General features: G+C 70.7%; 19 protein-coding genes and 1 pseudogene. 15 read left to right on the forward strand and 5 right to left on the reverse strand.

All coding sequences use genetic code 11. The features are described 5' to 3' along the window. Window positions 1-69 precede the first annotated feature (69 nt). Window positions 70-870 (reverse strand): annotated as a pseudogene (locus ACZ5Y0_RS26405) (AAC(3) family N-acetyltransferase). 161 nt (window positions 871-1,031) lie between these two features. Here ACZ5Y0_RS26405 and ACZ5Y0_RS26410 point away from each other — a divergent pair. Genes ACZ5Y0_RS26410 through ACZ5Y0_RS26445 form a run of 8 tightly spaced genes read left to right on the forward strand, consistent with a single transcriptional unit; the run spans window position 1,032 to window position 7,641 of the window. After that, window positions 1,032-1,775, forward strand: a complete 744-nt coding sequence (locus ACZ5Y0_RS26410; RefSeq protein ID WP_469131173.1) for a helix-turn-helix transcriptional regulator — start codon at window positions 1,032-1,034, stop codon at window positions 1,773-1,775. Continuing rightward, window positions 1,772-3,193, forward strand: a complete 1,422-nt coding sequence (gene sufB / locus ACZ5Y0_RS26415; protein WP_363091184.1) for a Fe-S cluster assembly protein SufB — start codon at window positions 1,772-1,774, stop codon at window positions 3,191-3,193. The genes ACZ5Y0_RS26410 and sufB overlap by 4 nt, the downstream gene beginning before the upstream one ends. 57 nt (window positions 3,194-3,250) lie before the next feature. Further along, on the forward strand, window positions 3,251-4,468 hold the full coding sequence (gene sufD, locus ACZ5Y0_RS26420; RefSeq protein ID WP_469131174.1) for a Fe-S cluster assembly protein SufD: 1,218 nt from the start codon (window positions 3,251-3,253) through the stop codon (window positions 4,466-4,468). Next, a complete protein-coding gene (locus ACZ5Y0_RS26425) occupies window positions 4,468-4,785 on the forward strand; it encodes a non-heme iron oxygenase ferredoxin subunit (protein WP_030948995.1) in 318 nt (105 codons plus the stop codon). The genes sufD and ACZ5Y0_RS26425 overlap by 1 nt, the downstream gene beginning before the upstream one ends. 7 nt (window positions 4,786-4,792) lie before the next feature. Continuing rightward, window positions 4,793-5,578 (forward strand): Fe-S cluster assembly ATPase SufC, encoded by a 786-nt coding sequence (gene sufC, locus ACZ5Y0_RS26430; RefSeq protein ID WP_469131175.1) that lies wholly within the window; start codon window positions 4,793-4,795, stop codon window positions 5,576-5,578. Continuing rightward, entirely contained in the window at window positions 5,575-6,831 is a 1,257-nt protein-coding gene (locus tag ACZ5Y0_RS26435; RefSeq protein WP_469131176.1) for a cysteine desulfurase, read from the forward strand. Before sufC ends, ACZ5Y0_RS26435 begins: the two co-directional genes overlap by 4 nt. Before the next feature lie 16 nt (window positions 6,832-6,847). Next, window positions 6,848-7,312, forward strand: coding sequence for a Fe-S cluster assembly sulfur transfer protein SufU (gene sufU / locus ACZ5Y0_RS26440; RefSeq protein ID WP_469131177.1), 465 nt, complete (start codon window positions 6,848-6,850; stop codon window positions 7,310-7,312). Continuing rightward, window positions 7,309-7,641 carry a metal-sulfur cluster assembly factor gene (locus ACZ5Y0_RS26445; protein WP_073494514.1) on the forward strand — a complete coding sequence of 111 codons (333 nt, stop codon included), beginning with the start codon at window positions 7,309-7,311 and terminating at the stop codon, window positions 7,639-7,641. Before sufU ends, ACZ5Y0_RS26445 begins: the two co-directional genes overlap by 4 nt. A gap of 81 nt (window positions 7,642-7,722) precedes the next feature. Here ACZ5Y0_RS26445 and ACZ5Y0_RS26450 read toward each other — a convergent pair whose 3' ends face one another. Then, entirely contained in the window at window positions 7,723-8,565 is an 843-nt protein-coding gene (locus ACZ5Y0_RS26450; RefSeq protein ID WP_469131178.1) for an AbfB domain-containing protein, read from the reverse strand. Between the two features lie 387 nt (window positions 8,566-8,952). Between ACZ5Y0_RS26450 and dapD the strand changes: the two genes are divergently transcribed. After that, a complete protein-coding gene (gene dapD, locus ACZ5Y0_RS26455) occupies window positions 8,953-9,936 on the forward strand; it encodes a 2,3,4,5-tetrahydropyridine-2,6-dicarboxylate N-succinyltransferase (RefSeq protein ID WP_469131179.1) in 984 nt (327 codons plus the stop codon). 23 nt (window positions 9,937-9,959) lie between these two features. On the opposite strand, the gene dapA is transcribed toward dapD, so the two are convergent. Next, entirely contained in the window at window positions 9,960-10,862 is a 903-nt protein-coding gene (gene dapA / locus ACZ5Y0_RS26460; protein ID WP_469131180.1) for a 4-hydroxy-tetrahydrodipicolinate synthase, read from the reverse strand. 161 nt (window positions 10,863-11,023) lie between these two features. On the opposite strand from dapA, the gene ACZ5Y0_RS26465 reads away from it, so the two are divergent. The 3 genes from ACZ5Y0_RS26465 (at window position 11,024) to ACZ5Y0_RS26475 (ending at window position 12,470) form a co-directional block, all read left to right on the forward strand. After that, window positions 11,024-11,443, forward strand: a complete 420-nt coding sequence (locus ACZ5Y0_RS26465) for a phage holin family protein (protein WP_469131181.1) — start codon at window positions 11,024-11,026, stop codon at window positions 11,441-11,443. Next, window positions 11,440-11,907 (forward strand): DUF3618 domain-containing protein, encoded by a 468-nt coding sequence (locus ACZ5Y0_RS26470; RefSeq protein WP_469131182.1) that lies wholly within the window; start codon window positions 11,440-11,442, stop codon window positions 11,905-11,907. Before ACZ5Y0_RS26465 ends, ACZ5Y0_RS26470 begins: the two co-directional genes overlap by 4 nt. A gap of 332 nt (window positions 11,908-12,239) precedes the next feature. Next, complete coding sequence (locus ACZ5Y0_RS26475) at window positions 12,240-12,470, forward strand: hypothetical protein (protein WP_469131183.1); 231 nt, start codon at window positions 12,240-12,242, stop codon at window positions 12,468-12,470. Between the two features lie 18 nt (window positions 12,471-12,488). On the opposite strand, the gene ACZ5Y0_RS26480 is transcribed toward ACZ5Y0_RS26475, so the two are convergent. Then, window positions 12,489-14,315 (reverse strand): endonuclease/exonuclease/phosphatase family protein, encoded by a 1,827-nt coding sequence (locus ACZ5Y0_RS26480; protein ID WP_469131184.1) that lies wholly within the window; start codon window positions 14,313-14,315, stop codon window positions 12,489-12,491. 250 nt (window positions 14,316-14,565) lie between these two features. Here ACZ5Y0_RS26480 and ACZ5Y0_RS26485 point away from each other — a divergent pair, with 250 nt between their 5' ends. The 3 genes from ACZ5Y0_RS26485 (at window position 14,566) to ACZ5Y0_RS26495 (ending at window position 18,423) form a co-directional block, all read left to right on the forward strand. Next, window positions 14,566-15,993 carry a hypothetical protein gene (locus ACZ5Y0_RS26485; protein ID WP_469131185.1) on the forward strand — a complete coding sequence of 476 codons (1,428 nt, stop codon included), beginning with the start codon at window positions 14,566-14,568 and terminating at the stop codon, window positions 15,991-15,993. Window positions 15,994-16,204: 211 nt separating this feature from the next. Next, window positions 16,205-17,668 (forward strand): alkaline phosphatase PhoX, encoded by a 1,464-nt coding sequence (locus ACZ5Y0_RS26490; RefSeq protein ID WP_469131186.1) that lies wholly within the window; start codon window positions 16,205-16,207, stop codon window positions 17,666-17,668. Between the two features lie 182 nt (window positions 17,669-17,850). Further along, complete coding sequence (locus ACZ5Y0_RS26495; RefSeq protein ID WP_469131187.1) at window positions 17,851-18,423, forward strand: TetR/AcrR family transcriptional regulator; 573 nt, start codon at window positions 17,851-17,853, stop codon at window positions 18,421-18,423. An 81-nt stretch (window positions 18,424-18,504) separates the two neighbouring features. Here ACZ5Y0_RS26495 and ACZ5Y0_RS26500 read toward each other — a convergent pair whose 3' ends face one another. Then, complete coding sequence (locus ACZ5Y0_RS26500; RefSeq protein ID WP_469131292.1) at window positions 18,505-19,692, reverse strand: TerD family protein; 1,188 nt, start codon at window positions 19,690-19,692, stop codon at window positions 18,505-18,507. Between the last annotated feature and the right edge of the window lie 49 nt (window positions 19,693-19,741).

A 19,741-nucleotide genomic window follows, 5' to 3' on the forward strand; every position in this document is an offset into this window, starting at 1 on the left:
CAGAGTCTAGGTTCGCCCGCGGGCGCCCGGACGGGCGGGGGCGAGAAGCGGCCGCCGGCTGGACGGGCCTCAGAGCTCGTCCTCGCGCGAGCGGTGCACCGACAGCCACCGCTGCGCGTAGGCCACCGCGTCCGCCACCGGGAACAGCCGGGCCTCGGCCGCTCCCACCCCCCCCCCGCGCAGGACGGGACGGTCACGTTCGAAGTCGTGGCCCAGCTCGTCGAAGCGGTGCGCGTCGATCGACACCTCCGTCACCACCTCCCAGCCCGCCGGCCCCGGCCGCCCCACCCGCACCAGCGGCGCCGCTACGCGGTACTCGGCCAGGTGGAAGCTGGTGCACGTGTCGTAACCGGCGCCCAGCAGGAGCACCCGGGCGCCGAGGGCCTCCAGGCGGGCCAGCGGGCTCCGCTCGCCGAGCCGGCAGTCTCGGGCATGTCCCCCGGTCACCTCCGCCGCGCGCGGGCCGAGCGCGGCGAACGAGGTCCGGGGGTGGGCGCTGCGCAGGGCGCCCGGCCAGGTCCTTACGGTCTCCGGGAACCACGCCGACCCCGTGGGTGGGGGTGACGAGGGGGTCGTAGGCGGGCAGGGCGGCCCGGATGGTGTCCCACCAGGCCTGGGGTACGGGCGGGTCTGCCCAGTCGGCCGGGTCAGAGAGGTCGCCGGACTGGGCGGGGACCACCAGGGTGCCGTCCGGGCCGAGCGTGTCGAGCAGTCCTCGCGCCACCGCGACGGCCCCTCGCGCACCCAGCCGAGAGAGCTGAGGGAGGAGTGGACGAGGACGATTTCGCCGGGTTCGACCCCTGGCGCGCGCGGCTCGGTCGCAAGGGTGTTCCGGGTGGCAAGTGGGCCGATGGGAGGGGGTGCGGGCATGGTCCGGGAGTCTCGCGGATCGGCCCTGCCGACGTGATCGGGTTGATCGATCAAAGATCGTTCGCGCAGGTCAGATTAGGTATACCTAAGTGACGCAGGGCACCGAGCGGTGATCTGGGCGCGGCTTGCCTGCTCCTGCGGAATTACGCAACAATGGCGTTGTGAAAAACGTCGGCGAGGCTCGGGTGACCCCCGCGGGGTCCCCCCAGGAAGAGCTGGCGACCGGTGAGCGCTCCACGCGCAACCGCGTCGCGCGCTCCATCCTGGACCACGGGCCGTCGACCGTCGCCGAGCTGGCCGGACGGCTGGGGCTCACCCAGGCGGCCGTACGCCGGCATCTGGACGCACTGGTCGCCGACGCCGTCGTGGCGGCACGCGAGCAGCGGGTGTACGGGGCGCGGACGCGCGGACGTCCCGCGAAGGTCTTCGCCCTCACCGACTGCGGCCGCGACGCCTTCGACCAGTCCTACGACAAGCTCGCCGCGGACGCCCTGCGCTTCATTCAGGAGCGGTTCGGCGGGAACGAGGCCGTCGTCGCCTTCGCGCGCGCCCGGATCGCCGAACAGGCCGCCGGGTACCGTGAGGCGATCGAGGCCGCCGCCCCCGAACAGCGCACCCAAGCCCTGGCCAAGGCCCTGAGCGCCGACGGGTACGCTGCTACGGCGCGCAGCGCACCGGTCGGCGAGCAACTGTGCCAGCACCACTGCCCCGTCGCCCACGTCGCGGAGAAGTTCCCTCAGCTCTGCGAAGCGGAGACCGAGATCTTCTCCCAGCTGCTCGGAACGCACGTCCAGCGACTGGCGACCATCGCGCACGGTGACGGCGTCTGCACGACGTTCATCCCCAAGGTTTCCCACAACACCGATATGGCATCTGCAAGCACGGCCGGGAGGAACCCCGCATGACTCTCCCCACGGAGACTGCCCACCCCGAACTCGAGGGCCTGGGTAAGTACGAATACGGCTGGGCCGACTCCGACACGGCCGGCGCCTCTGCCAAGCGCGGCATCAACGAGGACGTCGTCCGCGACATCTCGGCGAAGAAGAACGAGCCGGAGTGGATGACTAAGCTCCGTCTCAAGGGCCTGCGCCTGTTCGAGAAGAAGCCCATGCCGAACTGGGGCTCGGACCTGTCGGGCATCGACTTCGACAACATCAAGTACTTCGTGCGTTCCACGGAGAAGCAGGCGGAGTCCTGGGAGGACCTGCCCGAGGACATCAAGAACACGTACGACAAGCTCGGCATCCCCGAGGCGGAGAAGCAGCGCCTCGTCGCCGGTGTCGCGGCCCAGTACGAGTCCGAGGTCGTCTACCACCAGATCCGCGAGGACCTGGAGGAGCAGGGCGTCATCTTCCTCGACACCGACACCGCGCTGAAGGAGCACCCGGAGCTCTTCAAGGAGTACTTCGGCACCGTCATCCCGGTCGGTGACAACAAGTTCGCCTCCCTGAACACCGCCGTCTGGTCGGGCGGCTCCTTCATCTACGTGCCGCCGGGCGTGCACGTCGAGATCCCGCTCCAGGCCTACTTCCGCATCAACACGGAGAACATGGGTCAGTTCGAGCGGACGCTGATCATCGTCGACGAGGGTGCCTACGTGCACTACGTCGAGGGATGCACGGCGCCGATCTACAAGTCGGACTCCCTGCACTCCGCGGTCGTCGAGATCATCGTCAAGAAGAACGCCCGCTGCCGTTACACGACCATCCAGAACTGGTCGAACAACGTCTACAACCTGGTCACCAAGCGCGCCGTCGCCTACGAGGGCGCGACCATGGAGTGGATCGACGGCAACATCGGCTCCAAGGTGACGATGAAGTACCCGGCCGTCTACCTGATGGGCGAGCACGCCAAGGGCGAGACCCTGTCCATCGCCTTCGCGGGCGAGGGCCAGCACCAGGACGCCGGCTCCAAGATGGTCCACATGGCGCCGAACACCTCGTCCAACATCGTGTCGAAGTCCGTCGCCCGCGGTGGCGGCCGTACCTCCTACCGTGGTCTGGTGGAGATCGGCGAGGGCGCCCACGGCTCCAAGTCCAACGTGCTGTGCGACGCGCTGCTCGTGGACACGATCTCCCGCTCCGACACGTACCCGTACGTGGACGTCCGCGAGGACGACGTGTCCATGGGGCACGAGGCGACCGTCTCCAAGGTCTCCGAGGACCAGCTCTTCTATCTGATGAGCCGTGGTCTGAGCGAGTTCGAGGCGATGGCCATGATCGTGCGCGGCTTCGTGGAGCCCATCGCCAAGGAGCTCCCGATGGAGTACGCGCTGGAACTCAACCGGCTGATCGAGCTGCAGATGGAAGGCGCGGTCGGTTAAGACCGCCCCCGGACAGCCAGCGAATTTCTGACGTAGGAAGAGAGCAGACCGACAGCCATGGCTGAGGCTCAGAACGCCCCCACCCTCAACTCCATCCAGGCGGGGGGTCGCCCACCCGCGGGCTCCACCACCGCCGGCCAGATCGCGGTGGCCGCCGAGTCCACCGTCGCCACGCGCATGAGCGCACCCGCGTCCTTCGACGTGGCGGACTTCCCGGTCCCGCACGGCCGCGAGGAGGAGTGGCGGTTCACCCCGCTGGAGCGGCTGCGCGGTCTGCACGACGGCACCGCGGTCGCCACCGGCGACGGTGTGAGGATCGACATCCAGGCCCCCGAGGGCGTCGCCGTCGAGACCGTCGGCCGCGACGACGCGCGCCTCGGCAGGGCGGGCACCCCGGTGGACCGTGTGGCCGCCCAGGCCTACTCGGCGTTCGAGAAGGCCGGTGTCGTCACCGTCCCCAAGGAGACGGTCCTCACCGAACCGATCCGCATCGCCGTGCACGGCGAGGGCGGGGTCTCCTTCGGCCATCAGGTGATCGAGCTGGGCGCCTTCGCCGAGGCGGTCGTCGTCATCGACCACACCGGTGACGCCGTGCTGGCCGCCAACGTCGACTACATCCTCGGGGACGGCGCCAAGCTGACCGTCGTCTCCGTGCAGGACTGGGACGACAAGGCCGTGCACGTGGCCCAGCACAACGCGCTGATCGGCCGCGACGCCACCTTCAAGTCGTTCGTGGTGACCTTCGGCGGGGACCTCGTACGGCTGCACCCGCGCGTCGCCTACGCCGGCACCGGCGGCGAGGCCGAGCTGTTCGGCCTGTACTTCACCGACGCGGGCCAGCACCAGGAGCACCGTCTCCTCGTCGACCACAACACCCCGCACTGCAAGTCGAACGTCGCCTACAAGGGAGCCCTCCAGGGCGACGGCGCGCACGCGGTGTGGATCGGCGACGTGCTGATCGAGGCCAAGGCCGAGGGCACCGACACCTACGAGATGAACCGCAACCTGGTTCTCACCGACGGCGCCCGCGTCGACTCCGTGCCCAACCTCGAGATCGAGACCGGTGAGATCGTCGGCGCCGGGCACGCCTCGGCGACCGGCCGCTTCGACGACGAGCAGCTGTTCTACCTGATGGCCCGCGGCATCCCCGCCGACGACGCCCGCCGTCTGGTGGTCCGCGGCTTCTTCGCCGAGCTGGTGCAGCAGATCGGTGTCGACGACATCGAAGAGCGTCTCCTCGTGAAGATCGACGAAGAGCTGGAGGCCACGGTCTGATGGCCTTCGTACGCGCCTGTGGGCTGAGTGAGCTGGAGGAGGACACCCCGAAGCGGGTGGAACTCGACGGCACGCCGGTCTCGGTCGTGCAGACCGAGGGGGAGGTGTTCGCCATCCACGACATCTGCTCCCACGCGAACGTCTCGCTCTCGGAGGGCGAGGTGGAGGACTGCCAGATCGAGTGCTGGCTGCACGGCTCCGCGTTCGACCTCCGCACCGGCAAGCCGTCCGGTCTTCCCGCGACGCGCCCCGTCCCCGTATACCCCGTAAAGATCGAAGGGGACGACGTGCTCGTCTCCCTCACCCAGGAGTCCTGAGGCACCCATGGCAACGCTTGAAATCCGAGACCTGCACGTCACCGTCGAGGCCGACAACGCCACGAAGGAGATCCTCAAGGGTGTCGACCTGACCGTGAAGCAGGGCGAGACGCACGCCATCATGGGCCCCAACGGCTCGGGCAAGTCCACCCTCGCCTACTCGCTCGCGGGTCACCCCAAGTACACGATCACCGGGGGCACCGTCACCCTCGACGGCGAGGACGTCCTGGAGATGTCCGTCGACGAGCGGGCCCGCGCCGGCCTGTTCCTCGCGATGCAGTACCCCGTCGAGGTCCCCGGCGTCTCGGTCTCCAACTTCCTGCGCACCTCCGCCACCGCCATCCGCGGCGAGGCCCCCAAGCTGCGCACCTGGGTGAAGGAGGTCCGGGAGGCCATGGAGCGCCTCCACATGGACCCGGCCTTCGCCGAGCGCAACGTCAACGAGGGTTTCTCCGGCGGTGAGAAGAAGCGCCACGAGATCCTCCAGCTGGAGCTGCTCAGGCCGAAGGTCGCGATCCTCGACGAGACGGACTCCGGCCTGGACGTCGACGCCCTGCGCGTCGTCTCCGAGGGGGTGAACCGCGTCCGCGAGAGCGGTGAGGTCGGCACCCTGCTGATCACGCACTACACGCGCATCCTGCGCTACATCAAGCCCGACTACGTGCATGTCTTCTCCGGCGGCCGGATCGTCGAGTCCGGCGGCGCCGAGCTGGCCGACAAGCTGGAGAACGAGGGCTACGAGGTCTACGCGAAGCACGACGGAGCCGACACGAAGGGTGGCGCATCAGCGTGACGCAGCTGCCGGGCCTCCTCGACACCGAGGCGATCCGCAAGGACTTCCCCATCCTGGACCGTGTGGTCCACGACGACCGGAAGCTCGTGTACCTGGACAACGCGGCGACCTCGCAGAAGCCGCGCCAGGTGCTGGACGCCCTCAACGAGTACTACGAGCGGTACAACGCCAACGTCCACCGCGGTGTGCATGTGCTCGCCGAGGAGGCCACGGCGCTGTACGAGGGCGCGCGTGACAAGGTGGCCGAGTTCATCAACGCGCCCAGCCGTGACGAGGTGATCTTCACCAAGAACGCCTCGGAGTCGCTGAACCTGGTCGCGAACATGCTGGGCTGGGCCGACGAGCCCTACCGCGTGGACTCCGAGACCGAGATCGTCATCACCGAGATGGAGCACCACTCCAACATCGTGCCGTGGCAGCTGCTGTCGCAGCGCACCGGCGCGAAGCTGAAGTGGTTCGGTCTCACCGACGACGGCCGCCTCGACCTGTCCAACATCGACGAGATCATCACCGAGAAGACGAAGATCGTCTCCTTCGTGCTGGTGTCGAACATCCTGGGCACGGTCAACCCGGTCGAGGCGATCGTGCGCCGCGCCCAGGAGGTCGGCGCGCTGGTGTGCATCGACGCCTCGCAGGCCGCGCCGCACATGCCGATGGACGTCCAGGCCCTCCAGGCCGACTTCGTGGCCTTCACCGGTCACAAGATGTGCGGTCCGACCGGCATCGGCGTCCTGTGGGGCCGCCAGGAGCTGCTGGAGGACCTGCCCCCGTTCCTGGGCGGCGGCGAGATGATCGAGACGGTGTCGATGCACTCCTCGACCTACGCGCCCGCCCCCCACAAGTTCGAGGCGGGTACCCCGCCGGTCGCGCAGGCGGTCGGTCTGGGCGCGGCGATCGACTACCTGTCCGCGATCGGCATGGACAAGATCCTCGCCCATGAGCACGCCATCACCGAGTACGCGGTGAAGCGGCTCGGCGAGGTCCCCGACCTGCGGATCATCGGCCCGGCCACGGCCGAGGACCGCGGCGCCGCGATCTCCTTCACGCTCGGCGACATCCACCCGCACGACGTGGGCCAGGTCCTCGACGAGCAGGGCATCGCGGTCCGTGTCGGACACCACTGCGCGCGCCCGGTCTGCCTGCGCTACGGAATTCCCGCGACCACGCGAGCGTCGTTCTATCTGTACTCCACGCCTGCCGAGATCGACGCGTTGGTCGAGGGCCTGGAGCACGTACGGAACTTCTTCGGCTGAGGGGCGTGCTGACAAGGTGAAACTGGACTCCATGTACCAGGAAGTCATCCTGGACCACTACAAGAACCCGCACGGGCGGGGCTTGCGGGATGGCGACGCCGAGGTGCACCACGTCAATCCGACGTGCGGCGACGAGATCACCCTGCGTGTGAAGTACGACGGCACGACCGTCTCGGACGTGTCGTACGAGGGCCAGGGCTGCTCCATCAGCCAGGCCTCGGCCTCCGTACTGAACGAGCTCCTCGTCGGCAAGAGCCTGTCCGAGGCGCAGCGGATCCAGGAGACCTTCCTGGAACTGATGCAGTCCAAGGGCCAGGTCGAGCCGGACGACGTGATGGAGGAGGTGCTGGAGGACGCGGTCGCGTTCGCCGGTGTCTCCAAGTACCCGGCACGGGTCAAGTGCGCCCTCCTCAGCTGGATGGCGTGGAAGGACGCGACGGCCCAGGCGCTGGGCGCCGAGGCCGAAAGGAAGACGGCATGAGCGAGACCGTTGAGATGAAGCCGGCCTCCGAGGAGGAAGTGCGCGAGGCGCTGTACGACGTCGTCGACCCCGAGCTGGGCATCGACGTCGTCAACCTCGGGCTGATCTACGGCATCCACATCGACGACGCGAACATCGCGACGATCGACATGACCCTGACCTCCGCGGCCTGCCCGCTGACGGACGTCATCGAGGACCAGGCGAAGTCCGCCACGGACGGCCTGGTCAACGAGTTGCGCATCAACTGGGTCTGGATGCCGCCGTGGGGCCCCGACAAGATCACGGACGACGGGCGCGAGCAGCTTCGCGCGCTCGGCTTCAACGTCTGAGCCCCGACAGGCACCGCAGCACCCCCGTGCGGGAAACGGCGACGTCCGCGAGGACGCCGCCGTTTCCCGTTCTGTCTTCCGCTACTTCCGAGCCAGCCCGTCCACGAGCCGGAAGGCGAAGTCGCCGGCGTACCGGCCGCCGTGCTGATACCGCTCCAGCTTCACCTGGAAGCTCTGGTGGCGCAGGAAGTGCCCCGGATAGTTCACCGACTCCAGCACGACCGCGCCGGAGCCGGCGCCGCGGGGGCAGAAGGTGGCGTCCTGCCGGAACAGCGGGGAGCCGTCGTCACGTTCCGCGCGCAGTACGAAGTCGCGGTGGCGCAGGTGGGTCCCGTCGGAGGCGCGGAACGAGTAGCACGAGCCGCCCGCCAGACCGGTCACCATGGTGAAGGTGGCGTCCTCGCGGAACTCCGGGCCCCCCGCCCCTTCGAGCCGCACCTGTCCGCCGCCCACCCGCCAGTAGCGGTCGGGGTAGTTGACGGACTGCACCGACCGCCGCACGGTCACGGGCTCCGGATCGGAACCGCCCCCGGCAGCCGGGGCCGAGGGAGAGGGCACGGCGGAACCGCGCGGCGAGGGGCTGCCGTCGGGCGACGGCGAGGAAGAGGCGGAGGCCGACGTGGACGGCGAAGCGCTCACCTTCGTGGCCGACGCCGAGGGCGGGCCGCTCACCGAGGGCGAGGCGAACGAGATGAGCCCCGGCGAGGTCTCCCTGTCGGAGACGGTCAGCCCTTCCCGGACGGCTGACCTGTCGTCAGAATGGTTGCCGGTGAGCGAGATGGTGGCGACGCAGGCCACGACGGTGGCGACGGCGAGGGCGCCGGCCAGCCACAGCCGTCGCGTTCCGGGCGCCCGGGAGGTGTCCGGTGCCCAGCCGTTCTCCCAGGGACGCTCCTGGAGAGGCCGGGACTTGTTGTCTGGCATGCGCTGTTCCTCCAGCGGCGCCCGAGTGGGCGAACACGGCTGCGACGGCCCGGTATGTGAACGGTGAAACAGTAGTGGAACGGGTGACTCCCGAGCAGCCGTTTGAGTGAGCGGTTTCTATAACGGTTTCCCAGTGCTGCGCGGGGACCGGAGCGGCCGGCCGCGATCGACCGGGACGGGCCGGGAGCGGACCCCCTCGGGCCCTCGCCCACCCCCCTTCACCGTGCACCCGACCGCCCCTCGCCCGCCCTCTCACCGCCCACGCTTCCACCCTTCTCCGCCCACGCGTCCACCCCCGCACCGCACACTCGACCGTCCCCAGCCCGCCACCTGAGACACCACCCCGCGGGTTAGCCTCCACCCGCCCCCGCCGGTTAGGTTTCCCTCATGACCGACACGACTCGCACCACCGGCGCCGCGGCCGCCGGCCTCGCCACCCTCGCCGCCGACGGCACCGTTCTCGACACCTGGTTCCCCGCCCCCCGGCTCACCGACGAGGCCGGCCCGTCCGGCACCGAGCGCCTGTCCGCCGAGAAGGCCGCGGAACTGCTCGGCGAGGGAGCGGCCCGGGCGATCGGCCCGGACGTCCGCCGGGGCGTCGAGGTGGTCGCGGTGCGCACGGTCATCAGTTCCCTCGACGACAAGCCGATCGACACGCACGACGCCTACCTGCGCCTGCACCTGCTCTCCCACCGCCTGGTCAGGCCGCACGGCCAGAGCCTGGACGGCATCTTCGGCCTGCTCGCCAACGTCGCCTGGACCTCCCTCGGCCCGGTCGCCGTGGACGACATCGAGAAGGTCCGGCTGAACGCCCGCGCCGAGGGCCTGCACCTCCAGGTGACGTCGATCGACAAGTTCCCGCGCATGACGGACTACGTGGCCCCCAAGGGCGTCCGGATCGCCGACGCGGACCGGGTCCGCCTGGGCGCGCACCTGGCCGAGGGCACGACGGTCATGCACGAGGGCTTCGTCAACTTCAACGCCGGCACGCTCGGCACGTCGATGGTCGAGGGCCGTATCTCGGCGGGCGTCGTCGTGGGCGACGGCTCGGACATCGGCGGCGGTGCCTCCACGATGGGCACGCTTTCCGGCGGCGGCAACGTGATCATCGCCATCGGTGAGCGCTGCCTGATCGGCGCCGAGGCCGGTGTGGGCATCGCCCTGGGCGACGAATGCGTGGTGGAGGCCGGCCTCTACGTCACGGCGGGCACCCGCGTGACGATGCCCGACGGCCAGATCGTCAAGGCCCGCGAACTCTCCGGCGCCTCCAACATCCTGTTCCGCCGCAACTCGGTGACCGGCACGGTGGAGGCCCGCCCGAACAACGCGGTGTGGGGCGGCCTGAACGAGATCCTGCACAGCCACAACTGATCTCGACGCCGGCCCCGGTACCTCTATCCGCCCACGCACGCCGTGTACGCCGCCAGCAGCCCGTCGACCGTGTCGCGGTCGGCGGGCCGCAGCGGTGCCCGGACGGGACCGGCGGGCAGGCCGAGTTCGCCCAGCAGTGCCTTCGCGGTGACGGCGCCGGGAAGCCCCGAGGCCATCATCGACTCGATGAGGTCCATGGCGCGTCGCTGCCGGAGTGCGGCCCCGCCCGTGTCGCCGGTGTCGAACGTGTCGAGGACGGCGCGGAGCCGGCGGGGGACGACGTTCGCGACCGTACTGATGTAGCCGGCCGCACCCACCGCGTACAGCGCGAGGATCTGCTCGTCGCAGCCGGCGTAGTAGGCCAACTCGGTGTTTGACAGCACCTTCTGGGTGCCGAGGAGGTCGTAGGAGCAGTCCTTGACGCCCACGATCCGGGGGTGGTCCGCGAGCCGGATCAGCGTCTCCGGCTCGATGCGGGTGCCGGTGCGGCCCGGGATGTCGTAGAGCAGGACCGGCAGCCCGCAGGCGTCGGCGACCTCGCGGAAGTGGGCCTCCAGGGCATCCTGCGGGGGGCGGCTGTAGTACGGACTGACCACCAGCACCCCGTCGGCACCCGCCTTCTCGGCGGCGAGGGCCAGTTCGACGGTGTGCCGGGTGTCGGCGGTGCCCACGCCCGCCACCAGGGGGACCCGGTCCCCGACCGCCGCCCGCACGGCCCGCACCAGCTCCGCCTTCTCGGCGTCCGTTGTGGTCGGCGACTCGCCCGTCGTACCGGACAGCACGAGCCCGTCGCAGCCCTCCGCCACCAGGTGCGCGGCGAGCCGCTGCGCACCGTCGGGGTCGAGCGCCCCGGACGCGGTGAAGGGCGTGACCATCGCGCAGAGCGCGCGGCCGAAGGGGGCGGCGGAGCAGGCTGCGTTCGTCATGGCAGCAGTGTCGGCCCCGTGATCGTGAAGCTCCACTTAAATCTTCTACGAGGTACGGGTAAGCACCGCTGCGTCGTCGTGCGAGTCCCGCCGCACCGGCGGGGGGTAGGTGTCGGTCGTGCGGGTACTCGTGTCGTCCGAACCGAGAGGAGGCGGAACACGTGACCGGGACCACGCAGACCCGGCCCGTCCATGACGGGCACCGCACGGTCGGAGAACTGGTCGGACAGGCGAGCGAACAGCTCTCCCGGCTCGTCCGGCAGGAGATGGCCCTCGCCAAGCAGGAGCTGGCCGAGAAGGGCCGCCGCGCCGGCCGCGGCGGCGGCATGCTCGGGGCCGCGGGCGCGTTCGCGTACGCCGGCCTGCTCGCCCTCGCCGGGACCGGCGTCGCCGCCCTCTCACTGGTGCTGCCGGTGTGGGCCGCCGCGTTGATCGTGACAGCGGTGCTGTTCGTGATCGCGGCCGTGCTGGGCGTGACCGGCCGCAGCCAGCTGCGGAAGGCGACGCCGCCTACCCCCGAGGCGGCTCTCGGCAGCGTCAAGGCCGATGTCGAGGAGATCAGGGAAAGGGCGCACCGATGACGCACAGGGCGACCGCGGACGGCGCCGCGGAGCTGCGCAGCCAGATTGCGCAGACCAGGAGCCAGCTCGGCATCACGATCGAGGAACTGGCGGCGAAGACGGACCTCCGCGGTCGGGCCAAGGCCCGCGCGGCGGACCTCAAGGACCGCGCGGGCGCGATGACGGTCCAGCTCCGCAGCACGGCGGCCCAGGCGGGCCAGACGGTCCAGGAACGGGCCGGCCGCGCGGGCCACACGGTCCAGGAGAAGGCGAAGGGCGCCGGACACACCGTCCAGGACAAGGGCGCGCACCTCGCGACCGGAGTGCAGGACACGGCGTCCCGCGTGGAACGAAGCGTCCCCGCGTCGCTGCGCCCACCGGTCCGGTTCGTCATGCGGCACCCGTGGCCGGTGCTGATCGTGGCGGCGGCGGGCACGGGGCTCGTGACCGCCGGAGTACTCGGCCGCCGACGAGCCGCACGCTGAGGTGAGGGCCCGGTACCCCCTGCGGGTGTCGGGTCCTTCTCTGTCCGCACCGGGGCCCGACCACGGCGCGACCACCGGACACCCGCTCCGCCCGGACGAAGAAATGTGCGGCCGAGTGCCGGGACGGCGGCCGCCGCGCCCCGGTGGGGGAGGTGCACAGCGGCATCCTCACCGCGACGGGACCATCGGTACGACGGCCCGAACAGGCACACACATTTCTCTCTGCAACCGTGCGCGGGACCAGACGCACTTCGCGCCGCGCCCGGAGGCCTTCAACAGCCGTCGAGGGGCCCGAGGAGTCCAAGAGGCCCCGGACGCGTTCGACGCCGTGGGTGGAGCGCTCGCTCTGGCCGACGATCACCCCCGCCGGCGAGCGGGTGGCGGTCCCCGGCCCCGAGCGGCAACTCGGCGACGCCGTGACGGGCTTGCGCAACGTCCCCTTCGCCGGGCTGCGCACGGACGAGGCGCTCATCCGCTTCCTCGGGCAACCACCGGGTTGCGCCGTCCTCGGCATCGGCGTCCACGACTTCGCCCCGGACGCCGGTGCCGACGACCTGCCCTGACGGCAAGCGCCTACACGGTCACGGCTTGAACCGCAGCACCTGCGGGTCGTGGTCGCTGATCTGGTCGTGGAACTCCGAGTTGATGTGCACGCTGTCGTACTCGAAGTCGCAGCCGCGCCGGATCGACGGGCTGACCAGGATCTGATCGAGGACCTGGCTGTTGCCCTGGTAGACGTACGAGTAACGCTCGCTCCTGGGCAGCGACTTGACCGCCGACCACAGCTCGCCGTCACCCTCGAGAAGCTTCGCGGTGTCGGAGAACTCGAAGTCGTTGATGTCGCCGAGCGCGATGACGTCCGCGTTCTTCTGGGTGTCGAGGATGTCCTTGACGAAGGCGTTGACCAGCGTCGCCTGCTGGTGGCGCTGGATCTCCGAGCTGCGCGGCACCGGCTGGTACTGCGCGGTCAGCCCCTGGTCGCCGCCCTTGGAGTTGAAGTGGTTGGCGATCACGAAGACCGTGCGGCCACGGAAGACGAACTCGCCGACCAGCGGCTTCCGGCTGGAGTTCCAGGCCGCGTTCCCCGGGTCGATCCGGCCCGGGGAGACGGTCAGGGCCGCCTTGCCGCGCACCTCGGTGACGTCGGCCGCGGTGGTGGCGTCGCCGCCCGCGCGGTCGGTGAAGGAGACCCGCTGCGGGTTGAACAGGAACACCTGGCGGATGTTTCCGCCCGGCTCACCGCCGTCGGTGTTGTTCGCCGGGTCGATCGAGCGCCAGTCGTAGCGGGGGCCGCCCGCCGCGACGATCGCGTCGATCAGCTTGGTCACCGTCAGGTCGGCGGCCACCGTGCCGTCGTTCGTCGCACCGTTGTTGTCCTGGATCTCCTCCAGGGACACGATGTCGGGCGACTTCAGGTTGTTCACGATCGCGGCGGCGTGCTCGGCGAAGGTGGCGTCGGACGGGTCGAGGTTCTCGACGTTGTACGTCGCGACCGCCAGCTCGCCGTTCTTCTGCCTCTCCGTCGTCTCCCGCTCCACACCGGCGCTCTCGAGCGCGCCGATCTGGTTGGCGACGACGGTGTAACCGCCGAACTGGTTGTAGTCCAGCGGGCCCGCCGTGGCGCCGGTCAGCTTGTCGCCGACGTTCGCCGCCGGGAAGTCGGCGACCTTGCCGAGCGACTGGATCTGGAGCCGGCCGGTGTTCTGGGCGTCGTAGGAGCCGTAGACCGTGCCGCCGCGGCGGTTGCGGTTCTCCCACGGCTTCACCGTGACCCACAGCTCGGTGTACGGGTCGGAGGCGCCGACCACCCGGACATCGGAGACCTGGACGTTCATGCCCTCCAGGGACTCGTAGTGGTCGAGGGCGTAGGTGCCGGGCCGCAGGGGGAGGGCGTTGATCGAGTTGTTCGCGGCGGCGTCGCCGGCCGGGGCGTACGCCGCCGGCACCGACTTGGCGTCGACGACCGTCGCCGCCGGGACCGCGTTGCCGCCGGAGACCACGGTCACCGTCGGACGGACGATCTCCGTCACGGCCTGGTTGCCGGACGAAGTGCCGCCCGGGACGAACTCCGAGACCGTGCCGGAGACGCTGACCGCGTCCCCGACGGCCACCTTCGGGACCGAGCTGGTGAAGACGAAGACACCCTCACTGGTGGCCGGGTCGGCGTCCGGGTTCGGATCCTGCATCCAGAAGCCTCTGGACGAGCCGTAGGCGCGCACGCCGGTGACGATTCCGGTCACGTCCGTGACCTGCTTGCCGGCGTACGGCGAGACGCGGGTGGTGCCCTGGATGTCGTGGATGCGCGCCGAGTCCGCGTGCGCGGGCGAGGCGACGGCGACGGCCGACGCGGCGGAGCAGACGGCGGCGACGGTGAGCGCGGCGAGGCGCGCGGAAGACCTGCTGGGCAAGGGGTTCCCTCCGGGGACGTGCGTGAGCGCCGGGACGAGGGTGGGACCTGGGGCGCGGATGACGCGCGTAGAAACCAGTGAACACCTGTCCCCCCAACTTCTACGCGCGTCAATCTCCTGCCTGGCCAACCCGGTTGTCAAGGTTTCGGCCATGGACGAGACCTGACCGGAAGATGAACCGGGCGGCATGGGTCGAAACCCGTCTAGGCTGAGTGACCGAGTGGCACCACGCGTCCGAGGAGAACAGCCGATGTCAGACAGCTCCCCCCTGCCGCCGGTGCGGCTGCACCCCGAAGCGGAGCTGGCGCGCGACGCGCTGTCCACGCCGTTGCTCTCCCGGGCCGTCCGCCTCGCCCGCTGGGCCAGACCCGACACCCGCGTCGACGCCGGCGGCGGACTCGTCGACGAGCAGCTGCCGGCCGCAGCCGAACTCCTCGGACTCACCGGCGACGACGCCGCCGCCCACGCCGGCGAGGCCTGGCGGGTCGCCGTGGACACGGGGCTCGTCGAGGTCACCGACGAGGAGGCCGGCACCGTCACCGCGGGCGCGGACCTGCCCCTGCTCACGGGCGGCTCCCCGCACGACGTGCTCGCCGTCTGGCTCGCCGCGCTGGAGGCCGTCCTCGCCGACGCGACCGTGCCCGACCTCGACGACCTGGCCGACGCCCTGGACGAGGGCGGCGAGATCGACTTCTCCCAGCTGGACTGGGACCCGGAGGGCGAGGCCGCCTTCCTCGACGGCGTGCTGGGCAACCTCTACCTGCTCACCGTCACCGAGGACGGCCCCGGCGACGGCCCCGTCCCACTGCCCGCCCTCGCCGCCTCCATGATCGTCCCCGGCGACCTGGGCGAGCCCACCAACGACATGCTGGAGCAGATCTCCGACGCGATGATGCGTCTCGACGATCAGTTCCGACTCCTGGAGCCCATCGGACTGGTCGCCTACCAGCCCGTCGACGAGGCGCTGATGGGCGACCCCGACGAGGAGCCCGCCGCCCCCCTCGACGACACCGACGTCACCCGCTACGGCATGGTCCGCCTCACCCCGCTCGGCCTCTACGGGCTCCGCGCCCGGCTGCTGGAGGCCGGCTTCGACGCTCCCGCCGTCGGCGACCTCGTCGACAAGGGCGCCGACGCCCTCCTCGACGGCAGCGCCGGCTACGGACCGCACGCCGCCCGCGCCGAGACCGAGCAGTGGCTCGACCGGCGCGAGCCCCTCGCCGCCGCCCGCGAACTGCTCGCCGCCGCCCGCGGCTCGGACGAGGGCGCGCCACTGCGACGGCTGCGCTGCCAGCAGGCGTTGTCCCTCGTCGGCGCGCAGGCCGAACCCGCCGTACGGGAAGTCCTCGACGACCCCGAACTCGGCGGGCTCGCCCGGGTCTGGCTGAGTGAGCTGGGCGCCGCCGACGTACCGCCGCCCTCCGAGGACCTGATCTACTGGCTCACCATCGACACCCTCGCCGCCCAGCTGGCCGCCGAGGGCAACTCCGAGGAACTCCAGGCCCTCGTCGAGGGACTCGCGCAGCAGCACGACGGGTTCTTCGCGGCGGCCTGGCGGGTCGGGCACCCGGCCACGGCCGACGTCCTGGAGGCCATGGGACGCCTGCACCCGGACAAGCGCATCGCCAAGGAGGCCCGAAAGGCCGCGTTCAAGGCGCGCTCGCAGCAGGGGGGATGAGACCGGGGGAGCCGTGCGGGCGGGTGCGCGGTCCCTCTGGCCGTTGGGTGGGTGTCTTCCTGGTCGGTCGTGCGTTGAGGCGGGACGGTAGTTCGCCGGGCGCCTGACCGGGCGCCGCTCCCTGTTCAGCCGGTGTTCAGGGGCGGGGGGGACGGTTGCGCCGACCGAGGTCCGCCACCCTCCACGGCACACCAGCGTCTCAGGAGACAACATGTCGCTCACCCGCAGGGACTTCGCCAGAAAATCCGCGGTAACCGGTGCCGGTGTCGCGCTGGCGGGCAGCGTCGGCGCGCTCGCCAGCGCGCCGAACGCCCTCGCGTCCACCGACACCGACAGCGTGGACACCGCGAGCGCGGGGCAGGAGTCGGCGGCGCACCACGGCGGAATCGGCTACGGACCGCTGCTTTCCGACCCGGACGGCATCCTCGCCCTGCCCGCCGGCTTCGACTACCGGATCATCACCTACAGCGGCAGGACCAGGCTGGAGTCGGGCGAGACCACCCCCTCCAACCACGACGGCACGGCCGCCTTCGACGGCCCGCGCGGCACCACCCTGCTCGTCAACAACCACGAGCTGAAGGGCCCGCGCGCCAACTGGAAGTACCCCGTGCCGCTCACCGAGGGCCTCGTGTACGACCCGGCCGCCTCGGGCGGCTGCACGGTCGTCGAGGTCCGTCCCGGCGGCCAGGTCGCCGAGTGGGTGGGCATCGCCGGCACCTCCACCAACTGCGCGGGCGGCAGCACTCCGTGGGGCACCTGGTTGACCTGCGAGGAGAACTCCGACCGGGCCGGTACCAACGGCATGACCAAGGACCACGGCTACGTCTTCGAGGTCGACCCCCGCGACCGGCGCGCCAACCGGGACCCCAAGCCGCTGAAGTTCTTCGGCCGTTACGATCACGAGGCCGTCGTCATCGACCCCAGGCGCGGCCACGCGTACCTCACCGAGGACGCCGCGAACCCCAACGGCCTGTTCTTCCGCTGGACCCCGCCGCGTGGCTTCGAGCACGGCCGCGGCAAGTTCCGCACCCTCGCCGACGACGCCGGCGTCCTCCAGGCGCCCAGGTGCTTCGACTCCGGCGGCCAGTTCGTCGACGACCTCTCCCGCGCCACCAGGACCGGCACGGTGTACGGCGTCGACTGGGTGGACGTACCCGACCGCGACGCCAGGACGGTCGCGGTGCGCAAGCAGTTCGGCGCCGACGCGATCACCCGCGCCCGCAAGCTGGAGGGCATGTGGTGGGGTGACGGCGGCGCGTACATCGTCTCCTCGTACGCCCGTGCCGAGAGCCCCGTCCAGCACGACGGCCAGGTGTGGTTCTACGACCCCAAGCGCCGCACTCTCACCCTGAAGGTCCTCCTCGGCGTCAACCCCGACCCGTCGGCCGACGGCGCCTTCGACGGTCCCGACAACATCACCGTCTCCCCGTACGGCGGCCTGGTCATCGCCGAGGACGGCGAGGGCGTCTCCCACCTGTTCGGCGCCACCGACAGCGGCCGCACCTATCCGATCGCCCGCAACGACCTGAACATCGGCACCGAAGAGGCGCCCGAGTACAGCGAGTTCACCGGCGTCACCTTCTCTCCCGACGGAAAGACCCTGTTCGCCAACATCCAGCAGCCGGGCATCATGCTGGCGATCACGGGGCCGTGGAAGCGGCAGAAGCGCGGCTGATCGGCCGACCGGTCGGCTCGCATCACGCGTGCGGCGCCTCCTGCGGTGGGATTCTCCTGATCCCGAGTGAAACGGTGGAGCATGCGGGCGGCACGAGCCGCCCGCAGAGGTGAGCGGGGATGGTCTCCGTTCGGCCCTCGGTAACATGCGGAGAGAGTCCCCGGTTCGCAAGGAGTTACCAGATGACGCGGGTCAGGCCCATGCGTGCGGACGCTCGCCGCAACTACGAACGGTTGCTGAAGGCGGCGGCGGAGGCCTTCGCCGAGCATGGGGAGGGCGCGTCCCTCGACGACATCGCCAAGCGGGCGGGGGTGGGCTCCGGCACGCTGTACCGGCACTTCCCCACCCGTCGGGCGCTGTTGGAGGCGGCGTACGTCGACCGGATCGAGGCCCTCGCCGTGCGCGCCGACGAACTCGCCGCGCGACTGCCGCCCGGCGAAGCACTGGTGGAGTGGCTGAACGAGCTGTGCGCCGGCACCATCCAGGTGCGCGGCATGAAGGCACTGCTGGGGTCCGCCGTCACCGACAGCAGTATCGCCGCGGTCACCACCTGCGGTACGACCGTGCAGGGCGCGGCGGCCCGGCTGGTGGAGGCGGCGCAGCGGGAGGGGACCCTGCGAGCGGACATCGAGCCCGTGGAGGTGCTGCGGCTGGCGCACGGGGTGTCGACGGCGGCGGAGCTGGCCGACGGGGACGGCGGCAGCATCCGCCGGTACGTGTCGCTGCTGACGGAGGGCTTGAGCGCCGTGCGGTGAGCCGGGAGGGCCGGCGGTCGGCGGTGGGCGCCCCTGTCGTAGGGGCGCCCGCGCGCGTCGAGAGCCGGGCCGACCCGCAGGTCAGAGTGACTGCGCCGCCGGCTTCACCATGTTGCGCACCGTGCGGGCCTTGACGAACTCGCCCATGGCCGTCATCTCCCACTCGCCGGTGAACTGGCGGATCAGTTTGGCCATCATCACGCCGGTCTGCGGCTCGGCGCTGGTCAGGTCGAAGCGGACCAGCTCCTCACCGGTCGCGGCGTCCAGGAGCCGGCAGTACGCCTTGGCGACCTCGGTGAACTTCTGACCCGAGAACGAGTTGACGGTGAAGACCAGGCCGGTGACCTCCTGCGGCAGACGGCCCAGGTCGACCGTGATCACCTCGTCGTCGCCGCCGCCCTCACCGGTGAGGTTGTCGCCGGAGTGCTTGATCGCGCCGTTGACGATCGAGAGCTTGCCGAAGTAGCAGCTGTCGATGTGGTTGCGCTGAGGACCGTAGGCGATCACCGAGGCGTCCAGGTCGATGTCCTTGCCCCGGTACGCCGGCTCCCAGCCGAGCCCCATCTTGACCTGCGACAGCAGCGGGCTGCCGCCCTTCACCAGGGAGACGGTCTGGTTCTTCTGGAGGCTGACCCGGCCCTTGTCCAGGTTGATCTTCCCGGCGCCGGGGGCCGGGGGAGCGGGCGGGGCGGCCATCGGCGGAGCGGACGGGGTGACCGGGGGCTGCGTCGTGGGCATGGGCGGGGCGACCGGCTGGGCCGGGGCGGCGGCCGCGGGCTCCTCCACCGAGACGCCGAAGTCGGTGGCGATGCCGGCCAGCCCGTCGGCGTACCCCTGGCCGACCGCGCGGGCCTTCCAGGCGCCGTTGCGCAGGTAGATCTCCACGACGACCAGGGCCGTCTCGCCGCCCAGCCGCGGAGGCGTGAACGTGGCCAGCACGGTGTTGTCGTCCGCGCCGCGGATCGTGGCCGTCGGCTCGATGCCCTGGAAGGTCTGGCCGGCCGCGTCCGGGCTCGCGGTCACGACGATCTTCTCGATACCCGGGGGCAGCGCGGAGGTGTCGACGATGATCGCGTCCGGGGCTGTGCCGCCGCCGGAGCGGTAGGTCACGCCGGGGCCGGCCGGCTGGTTGTAGAAGATGAAGTCGTCGTCGGAGCGCACCTTGCCGTCGGCGGTGAGCAGCAGGCCCGAAACGTCGAGGCGCACGGGGGCGGCGACGTCCACCGCCACTCGGGCGACGGGGAGAGGGATGTTCGAGCCGGGGGTCATAGCTGTCATGTCGGGTGAACGAGCGAGGCCGTTTTGCCGTTCCCTTACT

It is taken from the genome of Streptomyces sp. NPDC033216 (genome assembly GCF_055577115.1).

What these genes read in the sequence shown, in the direction of transcription:
- sufB (WP_363091184.1), top strand. Translation starts at nt 1,772, where the DNA reads ATGACTCTCCCCACGGAGACTGCCCACCCCGAACTCGAGGGCCTGGGT.
- sufD (WP_469131174.1), top strand. Translation starts at nt 3,251, where the DNA reads ATGGCTGAGGCTCAGAACGCCCCCACCCTCAACTCCATCCAGGCGGGG.
- ACZ5Y0_RS26425 (WP_030948995.1), top strand. Translation starts at nt 4,468, where the DNA reads ATGGCCTTCGTACGCGCCTGTGGGCTGAGTGAGCTGGAGGAGGACACC.
- sufC (WP_469131175.1), top strand. Translation starts at nt 4,793, where the DNA reads ATGGCAACGCTTGAAATCCGAGACCTGCACGTCACCGTCGAGGCCGAC.
- ACZ5Y0_RS26445 (WP_073494514.1), top strand. Translation starts at nt 7,309, where the DNA reads ATGAGCGAGACCGTTGAGATGAAGCCGGCCTCCGAGGAGGAAGTGCGC.
- ACZ5Y0_RS26450 (WP_469131178.1), bottom strand. Translation starts at nt 8,565, where the DNA reads ATGCCAGACAACAAGTCCCGGCCTCTCCAGGAGCGTCCCTGGGAGAAC.
- dapD (WP_469131179.1), top strand. Translation starts at nt 8,953, where the DNA reads ATGACCGACACGACTCGCACCACCGGCGCCGCGGCCGCCGGCCTCGCC.
- dapA (WP_469131180.1), bottom strand. Translation starts at nt 10,862, where the DNA reads ATGACGAACGCAGCCTGCTCCGCCGCCCCCTTCGGCCGCGCGCTCTGC.
- ACZ5Y0_RS26470 (WP_469131182.1), top strand. Translation starts at nt 11,440, where the DNA reads ATGACGCACAGGGCGACCGCGGACGGCGCCGCGGAGCTGCGCAGCCAG.
- ACZ5Y0_RS26485 (WP_469131185.1), top strand. Translation starts at nt 14,566, where the DNA reads ATGTCAGACAGCTCCCCCCTGCCGCCGGTGCGGCTGCACCCCGAAGCG.
- ACZ5Y0_RS26490 (WP_469131186.1), top strand. Translation starts at nt 16,205, where the DNA reads ATGTCGCTCACCCGCAGGGACTTCGCCAGAAAATCCGCGGTAACCGGT.
- ACZ5Y0_RS26495 (WP_469131187.1), top strand. Translation starts at nt 17,851, where the DNA reads ATGACGCGGGTCAGGCCCATGCGTGCGGACGCTCGCCGCAACTACGAA.
- ACZ5Y0_RS26500 (WP_469131292.1), bottom strand. Translation starts at nt 19,692, where the DNA reads ATGACCCCCGGCTCGAACATCCCTCTCCCCGTCGCCCGAGTGGCGGTG.